Annotated in this window: 14 protein-coding genes; 12 read left to right on the forward strand and 2 right to left on the reverse strand. The window is 73.7% G+C overall.

What is annotated here, in order from left to right; genetic code table 11:
• The first annotated feature begins 21 nt into the window (after nucleotides 1–21).
• Together DBP14_RS22785 and DBP14_RS22790 are read left to right on the forward strand one after the other, a co-directional pair.
• Nucleotides 22–720 carry a DUF4255 domain-containing protein gene (locus DBP14_RS22785; RefSeq protein ID WP_129312027.1) on the forward strand — a complete coding sequence of 233 codons (699 nt, stop codon included), beginning with the start codon at nucleotides 22–24 and terminating at the stop codon, nucleotides 718–720.
• A complete protein-coding gene (locus tag DBP14_RS22790; RefSeq protein ID WP_129309004.1) occupies nucleotides 717–2,756 on the forward strand; it encodes an ATP-binding protein in 2,040 nt (679 codons plus the stop codon). The genes DBP14_RS22785 and DBP14_RS22790 overlap by 4 nt, the downstream gene beginning before the upstream one ends.
• Before the next feature lie 9 nt (nucleotides 2,757–2,765).
• Here DBP14_RS22790 and DBP14_RS22795 read toward each other — a convergent pair whose 3' ends face one another.
• The gene (locus DBP14_RS22795) at nucleotides 2,766–4,178 is read right to left on the reverse strand and encodes an RICIN domain-containing protein (RefSeq protein WP_129309005.1); all 1,413 of its coding nucleotides are present in this window, start codon (nucleotides 4,176–4,178) and stop codon (nucleotides 2,766–2,768) included.
• A gap of 253 nt (nucleotides 4,179–4,431) precedes the next feature.
• Here DBP14_RS22795 and DBP14_RS22800 point away from each other — a divergent pair, with 253 nt between their 5' ends.
• The 4 genes from DBP14_RS22800 to DBP14_RS36165 all read left to right on the forward strand — a co-directional run bounded on the left by DBP14_RS22800 (nucleotide 4,432) and on the right by DBP14_RS36165 (nucleotide 7,261).
• Nucleotides 4,432–6,042, forward strand: coding sequence for a phage tail sheath subtilisin-like domain-containing protein (locus DBP14_RS22800; protein ID WP_129309006.1), 1,611 nt, complete (start codon nucleotides 4,432–4,434; stop codon nucleotides 6,040–6,042).
• Nucleotides 6,043–6,114: 72 nt separating this feature from the next.
• Nucleotides 6,115–6,561 (forward strand): phage tail protein, encoded by a 447-nt coding sequence (locus DBP14_RS22805; RefSeq protein ID WP_129309007.1) that lies wholly within the window; start codon nucleotides 6,115–6,117, stop codon nucleotides 6,559–6,561.
• Complete coding sequence (locus DBP14_RS22810) at nucleotides 6,561–7,106, forward strand: hypothetical protein (RefSeq protein WP_129309008.1); 546 nt, start codon at nucleotides 6,561–6,563, stop codon at nucleotides 7,104–7,106. The genes DBP14_RS22805 and DBP14_RS22810 overlap by 1 nt, the downstream gene beginning before the upstream one ends.
• Nucleotides 7,103–7,261, forward strand: a complete 159-nt coding sequence (locus DBP14_RS36165) for a DUF6760 family protein (RefSeq protein WP_164992388.1) — start codon at nucleotides 7,103–7,105, stop codon at nucleotides 7,259–7,261. The genes DBP14_RS22810 and DBP14_RS36165 overlap by 4 nt, the downstream gene beginning before the upstream one ends.
• An 827-nt stretch (nucleotides 7,262–8,088) precedes the next feature.
• Here the strand turns inward: DBP14_RS36165 and DBP14_RS22815 are convergent.
• Nucleotides 8,089–8,868 carry a hypothetical protein gene (locus tag DBP14_RS22815; protein ID WP_129309009.1) on the reverse strand — a complete coding sequence of 260 codons (780 nt, stop codon included), beginning with the start codon at nucleotides 8,866–8,868 and terminating at the stop codon, nucleotides 8,089–8,091.
• Between the two features lie 1,294 nt (nucleotides 8,869–10,162).
• Here DBP14_RS22815 and DBP14_RS37330 point away from each other — a divergent pair.
• The 6 genes from DBP14_RS37330 to DBP14_RS22850 all read left to right on the forward strand — a co-directional run bounded on the left by DBP14_RS37330 (nucleotide 10,163) and on the right by DBP14_RS22850 (nucleotide 16,676).
• The gene (locus DBP14_RS37330; RefSeq protein WP_129309011.1) at nucleotides 10,163–10,963 is read left to right on the forward strand and encodes a hypothetical protein; all 801 of its coding nucleotides are present in this window, start codon (nucleotides 10,163–10,165) and stop codon (nucleotides 10,961–10,963) included.
• Nucleotides 10,964–11,071: 108 nt separating this feature from the next.
• Nucleotides 11,072–11,494 carry a phage tail protein gene (locus tag DBP14_RS22830; protein ID WP_129309012.1) on the forward strand — a complete coding sequence of 141 codons (423 nt, stop codon included), beginning with the start codon at nucleotides 11,072–11,074 and terminating at the stop codon, nucleotides 11,492–11,494.
• A gap of 41 nt (nucleotides 11,495–11,535) precedes the next feature.
• Nucleotides 11,536–12,258 (forward strand): LysM peptidoglycan-binding domain-containing protein, encoded by a 723-nt coding sequence (locus DBP14_RS22835; protein ID WP_129309013.1) that lies wholly within the window; start codon nucleotides 11,536–11,538, stop codon nucleotides 12,256–12,258.
• Nucleotides 12,258–14,171 carry a VgrG-related protein gene (locus tag DBP14_RS22840; RefSeq protein WP_129309014.1) on the forward strand — a complete coding sequence of 638 codons (1,914 nt, stop codon included), beginning with the start codon at nucleotides 12,258–12,260 and terminating at the stop codon, nucleotides 14,169–14,171. The genes DBP14_RS22835 and DBP14_RS22840 overlap by 1 nt, the downstream gene beginning before the upstream one ends.
• 85 nt (nucleotides 14,172–14,256) lie before the next feature.
• Nucleotides 14,257–14,715 (forward strand): GPW/gp25 family protein, encoded by a 459-nt coding sequence (locus tag DBP14_RS22845; RefSeq protein ID WP_129309015.1) that lies wholly within the window; start codon nucleotides 14,257–14,259, stop codon nucleotides 14,713–14,715.
• Nucleotides 14,715–16,676: a putative baseplate assembly protein gene (locus DBP14_RS22850; protein WP_129309016.1), complete on the forward strand. Its 1,962-nt coding sequence runs from the start codon at nucleotides 14,715–14,717 to the stop codon at nucleotides 16,674–16,676. Before DBP14_RS22845 ends, DBP14_RS22850 begins: the two co-directional genes overlap by 1 nt.
• Nucleotides 16,677–16,694 lie beyond the last annotated feature (18 nt).

A 16,694-nucleotide genomic window follows, 5' to 3' on the forward strand; every position in this document is an offset into this window, starting at 1 on the left:
CGACGGTTCGGGAGCGTGACGGTGATCCACGAGGTGGACGAGGTGCTCAAGCGCCTGCTGTCCGGCGGCGCGCTCGCGGGCTCCGGCGTCGACGTGACCCTGGACGCGCCGACCCGCGACTGGGCCGCGCGCCGCAACGCGCCCACCATCAACTGCTACCTGTACGACATCCGTGAGGACACCCACCGGCGCCAGCGCGGCCACCAGCAGATCCGCGACGAACGGGACGTCGTCGTCAAACGCCGCCAGCCACCGCGCTGGTTCCGGCTGTCGTACCTGGTGACCGCGTGGACGAAGCAGCCGCAGGACGAACACCGGCTGCTGTCCGCCGTGATGGCGACCCTGCTGCCCCAGGAACTGCTGCCCGCGAGTGAACTGCCCGGCGCGCTCGGGGAGCTGGGCCTGGCCGTGCCGCTGTCGGTGGCCGGAATCCAGTCGGAGGCCAAGTCCCTCGCGGAGATCTGGTCCGCGCTCGGCGGCGAGCTCAAGCCGTCCCTGGACCTCGTGGTCACCGCCCCGTTCCCCGCGTTCCCCGAGTACGACGCCGGCCCGCCCGTCACCGAGGGCGCCGTGGTCCGGGGCCGCAGGCTCGACGGCCCGCCGGAGGCCACGGAAGCGCGCGGGCACCGGACCCGCCAGGTCGAGGCGGCCAAGGCGGCCCGGGAGGCCCGGAGCACGACCGGTCCGATCTCCGAGTCCGGCGGAGGCAGGGCGCGTTGAGCGGCACCACCCCTGACCCCGGCGCCCCCGCCGACGCCCTGCTCGCCCGGCTCGACGAACTGCGCGCCCGCGCCGGCGCGCTCGTGGACCAGCGCTCCGCCGACGACCCGACGGCCGGTGACCCGCTGCGCGGCCTGTATCTGTCCGAGGACGCCGTACGGCACCTGCTGCACCGCCCGCCCCACCAGGGGCCGCCGAACGAGCAGACGCCCACAGAGCAGCCGCCCACCGAGCAGACGCCCACCGCGGCCCGCGACGACCGGCTCACCCGGCTCGCCCGGCGGCTCCGCCTGACCGAACTCGACGCCACCGTCCTGCTCATCGCCCTCGCCCCCGACCTGGACCGCGGCTTCGAGCCGCTGTACGGCTACCTCAACGACGACGTCAGCCGCCGCCGCGCCACCGTGGGCCTCGCCCTCGACCTGTGCGGGCTGCCGGCCCACCTGGCGGGCGCGCGAGCCCGCTTCCATCCGGCGGCGCCGCTGACCGCGCTCGGGCTGCTCACCGTGGAGGAGCCCGAACGCCCCTTCCTCTCCCGCGCCCTGCGGGTGCCCGACCGGCTCCTCGCCCACCTCCTCGGCGACGACACCCCGGACCCGGCCCTGGCGGGGCAGGTGAGCGACCTCCTGCCCGGGACGGAGGCGGCGGCCGGCGGCGACTTCGTCCAGCGGCTCGCGGCGCGGCTCGCCACCGACCCGCCCACCGTCGTCTACCTGCACGAACGCCGCGAGGGCGACGGGCTGGCCGCCGTACGTGCCGCGCTCGGCGCCGCGGGCCTGGCCGCCCTGCACTTCACCGGCCCCGAGGACCACGTCCCCGGCCTGCTGCGCGAGGCCCGGCTGGGCGGGCGTGCGGTGGTGCTGTCCTCGCTGCCGGAGCGACCGGCGGAGCTGTTGCGGACGCTGACCGCCGTCCCGGACCTCCCCGTGGTCCTCGTCGCGCCCCGCCCCTACGACCCGCAGTGGTGCGAGAACGACCCGCTGGTCCTGGAGGCGCCCCGGCAGCACGCGGGCGCGGCGCGCGCCTGGGCGAGCGGACTGAGCCAAGACGGCGGTCCAGAAGAGGAGTTGGGCTTCGATCTGGCGGCCACCGTGGCGCCGTACCGGCTCGGCGGCGACCGGATCGCCCGGGCGGCGCGGGCCGCGCGGGGCCTCGCCGGGTTCGACGGCGCCCCGCTCACCGCCGCCCACCTGCGGCTGGCCGCCCGCCAGCAGGGGGCCTCGGGGCTCGAACGGCACGCCCGCCGGATCAGCCCCGACGTCGACTGGGGCGACCTGGTCCTGCCCGACAAGCCCCTCACCCAGTTGCGGGAACTCGCCCTGCGCGCCCGCCACCGCGACCGTGTCCTCGGCGACTGGCGGCTGAGCGCGGGCGGCGGGCGCGGCCGGGGTGTGCTCGGCCTGTTCGCGGGCGAGTCCGGCACCGGAAAGACCCTGTCCGCGGAGGTCGTCGCCGCCGAACTCGGCCTGGACCTCTACGTCGTCCAGCTGTCGTCGGTGGTCGACAAATACGTCGGCGAGACCGAGAAGAACCTGGAACGGATCTTCACCGAGGCCGACCGCACCGACGCCGTGCTGCTCTTCGACGAGGCCGACGCGGTGTTCGGCAAGCGGTCCGAGGTCAAGGACGCCCACGACCGCTACGCCAACATGGAGAGCGCCTACCTGCTCCAGCGCCTGGAGTCCTTCGACGGCATCGCGCTGCTCACCACGAACCTGCGCGCCAACATCGACGAGGCGTTCACGCGCCGGCTCGACCTCGTCGTCGACTTCCCCTTCCCCGACATGGAGCAGCGCAGCGCCCTGTGGCGGCACAGCCTCTCCCACGTGCCCGGCGGCGTCGAGGCGGGGCGCGACATCGCCGGGCTCTCGCGGGAGTTCGAGCTGGCGGGCGGCACGATCCGATCCGCGGTGGTCACCGCGGCCTACCTGGCGGCCGGCCGGGGGGAGACGGTGACGACGGCGGACCTCCTGGAGGGGGCCCGCCGCGAGTACCGCAAGGCCGGGCGGCTGGTGCCCGGCGAGGGCACCTGGTAGCCGGACCGGTCAGCCCTGTTCGGGGTGCACGATCTTCCACCCCTGGTCCTCGTAGTTGGTGCAGCCGTCGAGGACCAGGTCGGTGTCGTCGCCCCCGTTGGAATCGCCGTCCACACCGATGCAGAGCTGGTTGCTGGCGAAGTTGCGGATCCAGTACTCGCCGTTCTTCTGCTTGTCGGCCCAGTACAGCTGGTTGTCCTGCTTGGTGCCGTCGCAGTCGAACTCGGTGATCTTGTATCCGACGGGCTGCGCCCCGTAGTAGCCCAGGTCCAGGCAGAGTCCGTCCTTGACGTTGCGGATCAGGAACAGGGGCGCGCCGCCGGGGCCGCCGTGCTTGAGCGTCACGTCGAGGTCGAAGAGCTGGTTGTCGTTGCCGGAGCCGTCGCAGACGTACTCCCGGACGGGACCGTTGACCGTGCCCTTCTCGTAGCCCGGGATATCCACGCACTTCTTGGTGGTCGCGTTGTAGAGCAGGACGTTGCTCGCGGGCACCACGGGGGCGGGCTTCTTGTGCTTCGGGGTGGACGGCGCCCCGCCGCCGCCCGGTCCGGCCCCGGTGCTGGGCTGCTGCTCCGGTTGCGTCTGCACGGGATCGGGGGCCGTGCTGTGGCTGGGCGGGGGCGACGGGGTCGGCTGGAGCGTCGCACCGGCCTCGGCGGCGTTGACCTCGGTGGCGGCGGTGGTCACGCCCGGCTTGTGGGTGAACCAGAACATCGCGAACGCGACGGCGAGGGCCGTCAGCAGTCCGAAGAAGGTCGCCAGCCACCGGGGCAGGAAGCCGGGCTGCAGATAGGTGCCCTCCGCCGCGAGGGGCTGGGACCCCGACCGGAGCACGGAGAGCTTGTACGGGTGGCGCTCCTTCGTCCCGAACCAGATGATCCGGCGCGGCTTGAGCGTGGCGTCGACGAACGCGGCCCGGCCGGGCTCGATCTGTACGTTGCTCGGGGAGACGTCGTACGACAACTGGTCACTGTTGTCCGCCCCGTTGACGGTGGCGGTGAGCCTGGTGTTGCCCAGGTTGTCGACGGCGAGCTTCGGGCGGCCCCGGAAGCGGCCCTTGACGGTGGGCGGCACCAGTTCGGCGCGCACCTCGGTGAACGGCGTGATGGTGAGGTTTCCCTCGGGGACGGTGGTCGCCTCGGGGTGCTCGGTGGGCGTGATCCGCACGGCGTACGGGTTGGGGCCGGCCGTCGCGTCCGGGGTGCGCGGGGGCGCGAAGGTCAGCTCGACGGTGCCCGTGGTGCCTGGATAGAGCCGCAGGGACGGTGGCTCGACCGTCGTCCAGGGGGCGACCGGGCCCACCGGTTCGAAGCGGTACTCGTCGACGACGTCACCGGTGTTGCGCAGCCGCAGCCGCACGCGGGTGGTGCTGCCCGGATCGACGGTGGCGGAGGCGGGTTCGAGGGATGTCCACAGGCTCACGCGTGCACGTTAGGCGGCGGGAGAGGGCCGGGACAGGAGCGCCGGGGCAGGCTTGCTGCGCGAAAGTGCACGGGCGGGGGCGCGCGCGGGCCTGCCCGTGCGGCCTCCGGGGCAGCGTCGTCCGAGATGCCCTCAGGGGCAGCGGCGGGGGCAACCGGCCTGCCCCGTACCTGGCCCCCGGGGCCGTTTCCCGGTCGCCCCGCGCGCGTGAGGCTGGGGTGGTTCCTGGCTCGTACCACGAGGAGAGCAGAGCATGCCGTCCTACCTGTCACCCGGCGTCTACGTCGAGGAGGTGGCCAGCGGCTCGCGCCCGATCGAGGGAGTGGGGACGTCGGTGGCGGCCTTCGTGGGCCTTGCCCCGAGCGGTCCGCTGAACGAGCCGACCCTGGTGACCAACTGGACCCAGTACGTCGCCCACTTCGGTGAGTTCACCGACGGGTACTACCTGGCGCACTCCGTCTACGGCTTCTTCAACAACGGCGGTACGGCCGCCTACGTGGTCCGCGTCGGCGGCTCCGCCGAGGGCGCCCCCCTGGACCGGGCGAACGCCGGCGGCACGTCCGCCCCGGCGGTCGGCGCCGCATCCCGGGCCGCGCTGTCCGCGGGCGAACCGGCACAGCTGGGCACCTTCTCGGTGTCCGCGACCGGCTCCGCCCCCAGCGGCGGCCGGCTGAGCGTGGAGGTCGCCGACGCGGACGGCGACGGGCCGGCCGAACGCTTCAAGCTGAACGTCAAGGACGGCGACCAGACCGTCGAGAGTTTCGACGTGACCGCCAAGAAGGGCGGCCGGAACTACGTCGTCACCCAGGTGAAGGAGCGGTCCAAGCTCATCACCGTCACCGAGGCCACGCCCGCCGCCCAGCTGGCCCGCCCCGGCAACCAGACGCTGGCCCTGGCCGCGCCGGCGCCCGCCCCCGCGCCGGTCCCCGCCGCCAAGGGCCAGGACGACGCGCACCCCGGTCCGGCCGAGTACCTCGGTGACTCGGCGGACCGTACCGGCTTCGGTGGTCTGGAGGCCGTCGACGAGGTCTCCATGGTCGCCGTCCCCGACCTGATGGCCGCCTACCAGCGCGGCGCGATCGACCTGGAGGCCGTCAAGGCCGTCCAGCTGGGCCTGATCGCGCACTGCGAGCTGATGGGCGACCGCGTCGCGGTGATCGACCCGCCACCGGGCCTGAACGCCCGCCAGATCCGGGTCTGGCGCCAGGAGACCGCCGGCTACGACTCCAAGTACGCGGCCCTGTACTACCCGTGGATCAAGTCCTTCGACCCGTCCACCGGCGCCGCCCGCATCATCCCGCCCAGCGGCCACATCGCCGGCATCTGGGCCCGCAGCGACTCCGAGCGCGGCGTGCACAAGGCGCCCGCCAACGAGGTCGTACGCGGCGCGGTCGACCTGGAGTACCAGGTCACCCGCGGCGAACAGGACCTGCTCAACCCGATCGGCGTCAACTGCATCCGCTCCTTCCCCGGCCGTGGCATCCGGGTGTGGGGGGCGCGCACCCTCTCCTCGGACCCGGCCTGGCGCTACCTGAACATCCGCCGGTACTTCAACTACCTGGAGGAGTCGATCCTGATCGGCACCCAGTGGGTGGTGTTCGAGCCGAACGACCACAACCTGTGGGCGCGGATCCGGCGCAACATCTCGGCGTTCCTGGTCAACGAGTGGCGCGAGGGCGCCCTGTTCGGCCAGCGCGCCGAGGACGCCTACTACGTCAAGTGCGACGAGGAGACCAACACCCCGGAGTCGGTGGACCTCGGCCGGGTCATCTGCGAGATCGGCATCGCGCCGGTCAAGCCCGCCGAGTTCGTGATCTTCCGGCTGGCCCAGTTCTCCAGCGGCAGCGGGGAGCTGGAGGAGTAGCCCGCCCGGCCCCCGCCCCTCGCAGGTCACCACCACCACGCCCTCGGACCGCTCCAGAAGGACAGCGAACACATGAGTCTCCAGCCGGGTGACAGCCTCACCTCACACAATTTCGCCCTGCAGATCGACGGGGTCATGGTCGAGTACCTCGCCGAGGTCAGCGGCCTGTCCATCGAGCAGGACGTCATCACCTACCAGCAGAACGCCGGGACCACCGGCCTCAACACGGTCAAGAACCTGCCCGGCGTGAAGAAGAACGGCACCTGCACGGTCGTACGCGGCATGACCCAGTCGGCCTCGTTCACCCAGTGGATCAACGAGTCGATCCAGGGGCAGATGGGCACGGCCCGCAAGAACGCCACGATCATCTTCATGGACTTCGTCAACAGCCCCACCAAGCGCTACCACCTGCGCAACGCGTGGTGCAGCAAGATCGACGCGAGTGCCGTGAAGGCGGGTGAGGCGTCCGCGCTCACCGAGACCGTGACCATCACCTTCGAAGAACTGGTCATCGAATAATGCGGCGTTCGCCCGCCAGGGCCGGGGGCGCCGCCGTCACCTACCCCGGCGCGGACCCGGCCGCGCCGGACGCGGCGGCGGGGGCTGCCGGGGCGGAGACGGCGAGCGGTTCCGGGGCGGTCCAGGCCGTGGCACCGGCGCCGGCCCCGCAGCCACCGCCCCAGCAACAGCATGTGCTGCGCACGGAGTTCCCCTTCCAGCTGCCGCGCGGATACGTCGACGAGTCGGGCGCCGTCCACCGGGACGGCGTGATGCGTCTGGCGACCGCGCGGGACGAGCTGATCCCGCTGCGGGACGTCCGGGTGCAGGAGAACCCGGCCTTCCTGTCGGTGGTGCTGCTCGGCCGGGTCATCACCCGGCTCGGCACGCTGCCCCTGGTGCACGACGGGACGGTGGAGAACATGTTCGCCTCCGACCTGGCGTTCCTCCAGGACTTCTACCGCCAGATCAACGCGGAGGGCCACACCCGCGCCGCCGTGCAGTGCCCGCACTGCTCGGAGTCCTTCGAGGTGGAACTCGGCGGGAGCCGCCTGGGGGAATCGTGACGTACGCGACCGACCGACTGCACGAGGAGATCGCGTACGTCGCCTACCACTTCCACTGGGGCCTGGACCAGATCCTGGACCTGGAACACCACGACCGCCGCCGGTACGCGCAGGAGATCGCGTCCCTGGTGACGCGCGGCGAAGCGGGGGACTGAGCTGTGGGGTTGTTGGATCGGTGGCGGGGTCGTTCCCCGGCGGGGGCGTCGGCAGCACCGGAGCCGGGTGCCGCCGCTACCGGGGACGGTACGGCTACGTCGTCCGAGGGCTCGGCGGCACCGACGCGTGCGGCGGCGGCCGGGTGGACCGGGCTGCCGCCCCTTCAGCGTGCCCTCGCCCCGCGCACGGGGTCCCGCGCGGAAGCGGGCGTCGCCGACGCGCGCTTCGGCGGCTCCCTGCCCACCTGGCAGAACCCGTCCTTCATGAACACGCGGTCGCACGCGGTCCTCGACGGCACGACGAGCGCGATGCTCGCGAGCTCCCTCTCGACGCCGGGGGCTGCGCGGCCGGGGCTCGAAGGGGCCACCGAAGCACTGCCCTTGAGGGCGCCCGGGCAGGCTCCGGGTGCGGACGCCGGGCTCCCGCCGGCACAGCGCAGGCGCGCTGTGCCGTTGCGCCGCATTCCCGTGGCGGAACCGGCTCCGGCGGCTACGGCCGCCCCCTCGCCGGCTCCGCTGGTCCCGGTCGAGCCCGTCGAGCCGGCGGCGCGTCCCGTGAACGCCCCGCGTCCGGTGGGCGGTGTCCGCGCGACCCCGGTGCCCGCGTCCTCGGTTCCGGCGCGTCGACCGTCCCTGACGCAGGCGCGGCTGGCCCCTACGGCCGTACAGCGGCGCGCGTTGCCGACGGCGGCCCGGCGGGAGACCACGCCCGCACCGACTCCGGGCGGTGACGGCCCGGACGGTGGTTCCGGCGGAGCCGGCTCCCCTGCGGGGGCCGGAGGTCCGGCCGCACCGGCGACACCGAGCAACCGTCCGACGGGCCTCGGTCAACCGGTGCGACGAGGGGCGGCCCAGCCGCCCACGCCTTCGCCGCGCCCGCCCGCGTCCCCCCTCCCGCCGCCTCCGGTCCAGGCGCCTGCGACGCACACCCCGGGACGCGCGGAGGCGGCAAACGTGCCGGACGGCCTGCCGACCACCAGGCCTTCGGCCGCGGCGCCTTCGGCCGCGGCGCCTTCGGCCGCGGCGCCTTCGGCCGCGGCGCCTTCGGCCGCGGCGCCTTCGGCCGCGGCGCCTTCGGCCGCGGGCTCCTCGGCCCGGGGTTCTTCGGCTGTGGGTTCTTCGGCGGCGGGGGGTTCCGTCTTGGGGTCGCCGGTCGTGGGTTCTCCCGGTGTGGGTTCTTCGGCTGGGGGGTCTTTGGCTGCGGGTTCTTCGGCGGCGGCGGGTTCCGCCTTGGGGCCGCCGGTCGTGGGTTCCCCCGGTGTGGGTTCTTCGGCTGGGGGGTCTTTGGCTGCGGGTTCTTCGGCGGCGGCGGGTTCCGCCTTGGGGCCGCCGGTCGTGGGTTCCCCCGGTGTGGGTTCTTCGGCTGGGGGGTCTTTGGCTGCGGGTTCTTCGGCGGCGGCGGGTTCCGCCTTGGGGCCGCCGGTCGTGGGTTCCCCCGCCTCGGGTTCCCCCGCCTTGGGTTCCTCGGCTGCGGGTTCTTCGGCGGCGGGGACCCCCGCCATCAGCTCTTCCGCTGCGGGCACTTCACCCAGGGGCACTTCTGCCGTGGGCTCCTCTGCCGTGGGCTCCTCGGGCACGGGCTCCTCGCGGGCGGGCTCCTCGGGCACGGGCTCCTCGGGCGGCGCGGGTTCCTCGGGTACGGGTTCCTCCGGGCCCGGAGCCGCGGGCACGGGGCCCTCTGGTGCGCGGAGTTCGTCCGCTCGCGGCGGGTCCGCCGCTTCCGCCAGTGGTTCTTCCTCCGGTGCCTCTCAGGGAGCGCAGGCTCCGGTCCAGCGCTCGGCGGTAGCCGGCAGGACGGCATCCCATGCGGGCCGGGGCGGCCCCGGGGCGCCGGCGCCGTCCACTCCCGGCGGTGTCACCGCACCGTCGTCGGCGTCCTCGGCGCTGCCCGGTCGGGCCGAGGAAGCGAGCCGTACGCCGTTCACTCCCGTGCAGCCCGCCGAAGCCTCCGGCTCGGCCATCGCGAGCCCAGCCGGTCCCGTCGCTCCTCACGGGCCGCGAGTCCCGCAGACCCAGCCGGCCCCGCAGGCGCCGCAGACCCAGCCAGCCCCGCAGGCCCCGCAGACACCTCGGCACGCCGGGCAGCCGCCCGTCGTCGCTGTCCAGCGGTCCGCGCCGTCCGGTGCGCGCCCGAAGGCCGCCGAAGCGAGCGCGCCGGCCCCGGCCGCGCGGACCGCCGACGCCCCCGCCACCGCGGAGCCCCGGGGAGCCGCGGCCCCGCCCGCATCGACGCCCCCCGCTCCAGGGCCCCGCAGCGCACCCATTCCCGCGTCCCCGACGGGGGCTGAAGGCGCTTCCACGCCGCCGCCGGTTCAGGGCGCGGCTGTGCGTTCCGCAGGAACCCGTCCCTCGTCGGCGGGGGACGCCGGTGCGCCGCGTACGCCCATCGGCTCCGCGCGCGTGGCCACGCCCGCGTCCGCCGCCTCGGCGCAGCCGTCGACTCCCGCGTCGTCTTCTCCCTCGACCCCGTCCCCGGATCAGCGGCCGGCCCCCGGTTTCGCCTCGCCACCGGCCCCCACGGGCACCCCGCGCCCGGCCGCGCCGCCCTCCGCCCTGCCCCAGGTCCAGCGCACCGCCAATGGCAACCCACCGCGGCTCGGCCTCGGCGCCCCGACTTCCGTACGCTCCGGCGCGGGCCCGGCGCCCGTGGCCGTAGCCCCGCCGGCCTCGCCGCCAACCGGCACGCCCGCGCCGCCTCCTCAGCCATCCCCGATCTCGGCTGCCCCTCCTCCCGTTCAGCGCAAGCAGGCAGCGCCGCCGGTCACCTCTACGCCCGCGCCGCCCCCTCAGCCCTCCTCGATGTCGGCCGCCCCTCCTCCCGTTCAGCGCCAGCAGGCCGCGGCCCCGGTCGCGGCCGCCCGGCGGACCTCTGCCATCGGCGCCCCCCTCTCCGCCGCGCCCGTGAACGCCACCCGCCTCTCCGCACCCACCGTCCGGCGCGGCGCCGCCCGACCGGCTCGCGTCCCGATCGCCGCCCCCGCCCCGACCGCCGCGCGCCCCGCACCCCCCGCACGGTCCCAGCCCTCCGCCCCGACGGCTCCCGCGCCCTGGCCTCCCCCCTTCGTATCGGCCCCCTCCGGCCCCACCCCCACGGTCCAGCGCACCCCCGCCGCGACCGGCACGGCCGCCGCCCCACTGCGCCGCCCCGCCCCCGGTGCCCCCCTGCCCGTCGCCCCGCTGGCCGCGCCCACCGTGCAGCCGCCGTTGCCGCTGCCCGCGGCCCCCGGCGGCGGGTCCGGGGCGCCGACCGGCCCGAGCGGTCCACCCCCGGTGCTGAGCCGCCCGCCCGTCCTCCCGAGCAGCCCCCCGTCGCCCCCGGACCGGGCCCCGGTGCAGCGCGCCCTGTCCTCCTCCGGAGCCATCGGCACCCTCGCCGCCTCCGCCGCCTCGACCGTCTCCTCCACGCTGGGCCGGATGCGCCGTACCCGCAGGAGTACCTCGGCCGGCTCCGGTGGCGACGCACCGCCCCCGTACACGGCGTCCGGTGACGCCCCGCCGCCGTACGCCGCGGGCCCGGGAGGCGCCGGCGGGCTGCCGGCGTACTCGGAGAATCCCGGCAACGGGTTCGCCCCCCGCGCCCTCACCGAGCATCAGCTCGACCAGTTGGTGCGACTGATCATTCCCAGGGTCACACGGCTGATCCGCACCGAACTCCGCATGGACCGCGAGCGGATCGGCCGGCTCCGCGACCCGAGGCACTGAGCAGCACACCGGCCGGCGGCAGCCACCGCCGCCGTATCGCCACCGCCGTACCACCCCAGCCGTACCACCACAGCCATACCGAACAGCCCCTCAAGAAAGGCCCTCTCGATGTCCAGAATGGACCCGGGCTCCACCATCTGGTTCTCCCTGTCCATCGACGGTGAGGACCTCGGCTACTTCAACGGGTGCGAGGGGCTGTCCTCCCAGGTCGAGGTCGAGCAGCGGCAGGAGGGCGGCAACAACGGCTTCGTGTGGCAGCTGCCGACCCGGGTGACCTTCTCCAACATCCGGCTCACCCGGCCGATCACACCGGAGACCGCGAAGGTCGCCGCGTGGATCTCCTCCATCCAGACCGGGATCTCGCGGCCCACCGGGCAGATCCGGGCGCTGCGGGCCGACGGGTCCGAGGTGGCCACCTGGGGTCTGCTCGACGTGCTCCCGGTCAGCTGGCAGGGCCCCTCCTTCGATCCCGCCAGCCCGGCCGTGGCCACGGAGGTCCTGGAGATCACCCACCACGGTTTCACGGACTGAAACGGACTGAAACGGACGGAACCGGAAGGAGATCTCCGACCATGGTCAGCATTCCCCACATCGGCAGCAGCCTCGTCCGGGCCACGCTCGCGATCCACGAACCGCCCCTGGGCGAGGGCAGCACCACGCCCGGCGCGCTCATGAAGACGTTCAAGTTCGAGTACAACCCCGCACAGTTGCAGCTGAGCCGCCGCGCCCAGTGGGGCGTCACCCCGGTCAAGGCCGAACGCAAGGGGCCCACACCGGAGTTCATGGGCGTGGAGCCCACGGAGATGAGCCTGGAGATCTTCCTGGACCGCTCCGACGACCCCGACAGCAACGACGTCATGAAGATGGTCGAATCGCTGCTGCTGTGCCTGGAGGTGACCTCGACGTCCATCGCGGCGAACAAGCCCTCGCCGCCGTGGGTGGTCTTCCAGTGGGGGTCCTTCTCCACCGCGCGCTTCACGGCGTACGTGTCCTCGCTGTCCAGCACCTACTCCCTGTTCGGCACGAGCGGCATGCCCATCCGGGCCGCCGTCCAGCTCCAGCTGACCGAGATCCCCAGCAGGACGGCCGGGCAGAACCCGACGTCCGGGGCGCTCACGGGGCAGCGCGTGCACCGGGTCGTCGCCGGGGACTCGCTGCAGTCGCTGGCCTGGCGGGAGTACGGCGACGCGAACGCCTGGCGGACGATCGCCGAGGCCAACGGCATCGACAACCCGGCCCACGTGTTCCCGGGCACGCAGCTCATCCTGCCCGCCGCATCGGAGGTGCGAGGCTGATGGTGCGTCCAGCGACGTCCGCCGTACTCAGGGTCGAGATCGACGGCAGGAAGCTGCCCGACACGGCGGCCCGCGCGCTCGTCGAGGGCCGGGTCGACCAGGGCGCCGGGGTGCCGGCCGCCTTCCAGCTCAGCTTCCGCGACCCGTTCCGGATCATGACGCACCAGCTGAACGCCGACTTCGGCAGCCGCGTCACCATCTCGACCGTCGCCGACGGCAAGGGCGTCGGCGACACCCTGCTGACCGGCGAGATCACCGGGTTCGAGGCCGACTACGACGGCACCGGCACGTACACCGTCATCCGGGGCTACGACTTCGGGCACCGGCTCATGCGCCAGCGCCGGGTCGCCGCGTACCGGAACCAGTCCGCGTCCGACATCGCCCGCAAGCTCGCCGCCAAGGACGGCGTGCCGGTCGGCAGGGTCGAGGCGACGAAGACGGTGTACGAGTTCATCAGCCAGTCCAACGTCACCGACTGGGACTTCCTCGCGCGGCTCGCCGACGAGAACGAGATGGTCATGTCCGTCGACGCGGACGGCATGTTCCAGTTCGTGCGGGCGAAGCCGGCCTCGGGGGCACCCGCGACGAGCACGGAGGGCGACAAGAGCCCGTTCGTCCTCCAGGCCGGGCACGACATCCTGCGGCTGAGGGCGGCGGTGACCGCGTCCGACCAGATCGGGAAGGTCGAGGCGCGCGGCTGGGACGTCACCCAGAAGAAGGCGCTCAGCTCCGTCTCGCCCGCCACCGCCAACACGGAGTTCGCCATCGGCAGCTCGCCGGCCAAGGCGGCGGCCAAGTTCAAGCCGGGCACACTCGTCGAGACCTCCGTCCCGTACGACAAGTCGGCCGAGGTGAGGTACGCCTCCGACGCCCTCGCCGACGACGTCACCGCCTCCTTCGCCGAGGTGGAGGTGATCGCCCGGGGCAACCCGAAGCTGCGGCCGGGCGTCCCCGTGACGCTCACGCGCACCGGCAAGCCCTTCGAGGGCAAGTACACGGCCACCTCCGTACGGCACGTCTTCGACGACGGCAAGCACTACGAGTCGTGGGTGACCGTCAGCGGCCGGCAGTGGCGCTCCCTGTTCGGGCTGACCTCCGGCGGGGGCGGCACCGGCACCGGGGCCAAGCTGCCGGGCGTCGCCAACGCTCTCGTCACCGACGTGAACGACCCGCTCAAGCAGGGCCGGGTCCGGCTCAAGTTCCCCTGGCTGGACGACACGTACGTCAGCGACTGGACGCGCACGGTGCAGATGGGCGGCCTGGGCGGCGGCGGGGTGTTCCCGATGGACGTCAACGACGAGGTGCTCGTCGCGTTCGACCGGGGCGCCCTCGACCACCCGTTCGTGATCGGCGGGCTCTACAACGGCAAGGACAGGCCGACCACCGTCGGGGACGTGCCGCTGATCGACGCCGTGCGCAAGAAGGCGGCCCGGCACACCGTCTCCGACCGCGACGGCAACCGCATGGACCTGCTCAGCCAGAAGACCGCCCTGCGCAAGCAGGGAGTCCGGCTGGTCACCGGTGACCGGCAGCTGACCATCAACATGGACCGCACCAACACCGAGATCACCATCGACAGCAAGGGCTCGGTGAGCATCAAGGGCAGCCGCTCGGTGAGCGTCACCGCGGGCGCCGACCTGTCCCTGACCGGCGGGCGCAGCGTGAACATCAAGAGCGGCGGCGCGGTCAGCATCGAGGGCGGCGGCATGGTCAACGTGAAGGCCGGCGGCGAGATCGGGCTGGTCGCGGGCGGCGCCCTCAACGTGAACGCCGTCGGTCTGCTGTCCCTCAGCGGTGAGGGCACGGTGCAGATCAACTCGGTCGCCAACACGACGATCAAGGCGATGTCGACGGCGATCGCCAGCGAGCTGTTCGTCGTCACCACGTTCCCGATCGTGGGGGTGGTGCCGTGAGGGGCGGCGGCGTCCGGGCGGTGGACGGTGGCCCCCGCCGCCGTGAGTGCAGGGTTCGTGTCCCCCGAAGGCGGGTGTGGTTCTGATGTCCGAACAGTTCGTCGGCTCCGGGTGGTCGTTCCCGCTGCGCATCGGGCCGACCGGCGGCATCGCCCTGGTCAGCGGCGAGCGGGAGATCGAGGAGTCGATCCGGCTCGTGCTGTCGACCGCGCCGGGGGAGCGGCCCATGCGGCCCGAGTTCGGCTGCGCCATCCACGACCTGGTGTTCGCCCCGGTCAACGAGCAGACCGCGGGCCGCATCCAGCACGAGGTGGCCACCACCCTCGACCGCTGGGAGCCGCGCATCGAGGTCACCGACGTCGCGGTCACCGCGGGCACCGACCGCAGCGTCCTCTACATCGACGTCCGCTACGAGATCCGCGGCACCAACAACCCGCGCAGCCTCGTCTTCCCGTTCTACGTCATCCCCTCCCACGAGGAGGACGGCGCCGGCGGCCCCTTCGGCGACGGCCCCGGCAGCGACTCCCCCGAAAGCGACCGCTGATGCCCCTGCCCTCCCCGAACCTCGACGACCGCCGCTTCCAGCAGTTCGTCGACGACGCCAAGCGCTACATCCAGCAGCGCGCCCCGGAGTGGACCGACCACAACGTCTCCGACCCCGGTGTCACCCTCGTCGAGACGGTCGCGCACATGGCCGACCAGATCGTCTACCGGCTCAACCGGGTGCCGGAGAAGAACCACCTCGCGTTCCTCGACCTCGTCGGCATCACCCTCTTCCCGCCGGCCGCCGCCCGTACCGACGTCACGTTCTGGCTGTCGGCGCCTCAGGAGGACGTCGTACACGTGCCCCTCGGGGCGGAAGTCGCCACGCTGCGCACCGAGAGCGAGGACGCGGTCGTCTTCGCCACCGAGCGGGAACTGGCCGTCGTACCGTGCGAGGTGCGGTTCCTGCTGACGCAGGCGAGCGGCCAGGCCGTCACCGACCTGACGGCGGACCTCGCCGAGGCCAAGGACCTCATGGTGTTCGCCGAGTCGCCGCACCCCGGCGACTGCATGCTCATCGGCCTCAGCGCGGCCGTCCCGCACTGCGCGGTCGTCCTCGAACTCGACTCCCGCGTAGACGGCGTCGGCGTCGACCCGCGCCAGCCGCCGCTGGAGTGGGAGGCGTGGACCGCGGACGGCTGGCAGCCCTGCGAGGTGGACCGCGACGGCACCGGCGGCCTCAACCGGCCGGGCGAGGTCGTCCTGCACGTGCCCGGCGGCCACGTCCTGTCCCGCAACGGCGGCCAGGAGGCGGGCTGGCTGCGCTGCCGCGTCACCGAACCGCACCCCGCCCAGCCGTTCTACACGACCTCCCCGACCGTCCGCTCCGCCGAGGGCTACACGATGGGCGGCACCACCCCCGCCGTCCACGCCGAGACCGTCCACGACGAAGCACTCGGCGAGTCCACCGGCCTGCCCGGGCAGCGGCTCCGCCTCCAGCACGCGCCCGTCGTCGGCGACCACCCGCCGCTGCTGCTGCAGAGCGCCGAGTACGAGGAGGGCTGGACCGACTGGCAGGTCGTCCCGCACTTCGCCGCCTCCGGACCCGGGGACCGGCACATCACCCTGGACGCCACCACCGGGGAGATCGCCTTCGGCCCCGCCGTCCGCGAACCCGACGGCACACTGCGGCAGTTCGGTGCCGTCGCACCCAAGGGCGCGGTCCTCCGCGCCCGCCGCTACCGCACCGGCGGCGGCCGCGCCGGCAACGTCGCCCGCGGCGCCGTGCAGATCCTGCGCACCTCCATCCCGTACATCGCCGAGGTCACCAACCGCGAGGCCGCGCGCGGCGGCGTCGACGGCGAGACCGTCGAGGAGGCCAAGGTCCGCGCGCCCATCACCCTGCGCGCCCAGGAACGGGCCGTCACCCTGCGGGACTACGAGGAGCTGGCCCGCCGGGCCGCCCCCGAGACCGCCCGCATCACCTGCCTGGAGGGCGAGGAGAGCGAGCACGGCGCCTACGCGGTGCGGGTGCTGGTGGTGCCGCAGGCGGTACCGGACCCCGGTGGACGGCTCAGATTCGAGCAACTCGTCCCCGGGGACAGCCTGTTGGAGCGCATCACCCGCCATCTCGACGAACGGCGGCTGATCGGCACCCGGCTGGCGGTCGGACCGCCCTTCTACCAGGGCGTCACGGTGGTCGCCACGGTGCACGCCTTCAAGGGCGTCGACACCGACCGGGTACGCCGCGAGGCCCACGACGCGCTCTACCGCCACATCGACCCGCTGACCGGCGGCGCGGACGGCAGGGGCTGGCCGTTCGGACGGCCCGTGCAGTCCGGCGAGATCTTCGCGGTGCTGCAACGGGTGCCCGGCGTGGAACTGGTCGACCAGGTGATCCTGCACGCGGCCGACCCGCTCACCGGCAAACGCGGCGAGGCCACCGACCGCATCGACCTGGACGCGCCGTCCCTGGTGTTCTCCTTCGACCACCGCGTCCGCGTCATCGGGGAGGGCTCGTGAGCAGGTCCGTCCAGCGCG

Origin of the sequence: Streptomyces sp. L2 (assembly GCF_004124325.1) — a bacterium.
In the GTDB taxonomy this organism is placed as follows: domain Bacteria; phylum Actinomycetota; class Actinomycetes; order Streptomycetales; family Streptomycetaceae; genus Streptomyces.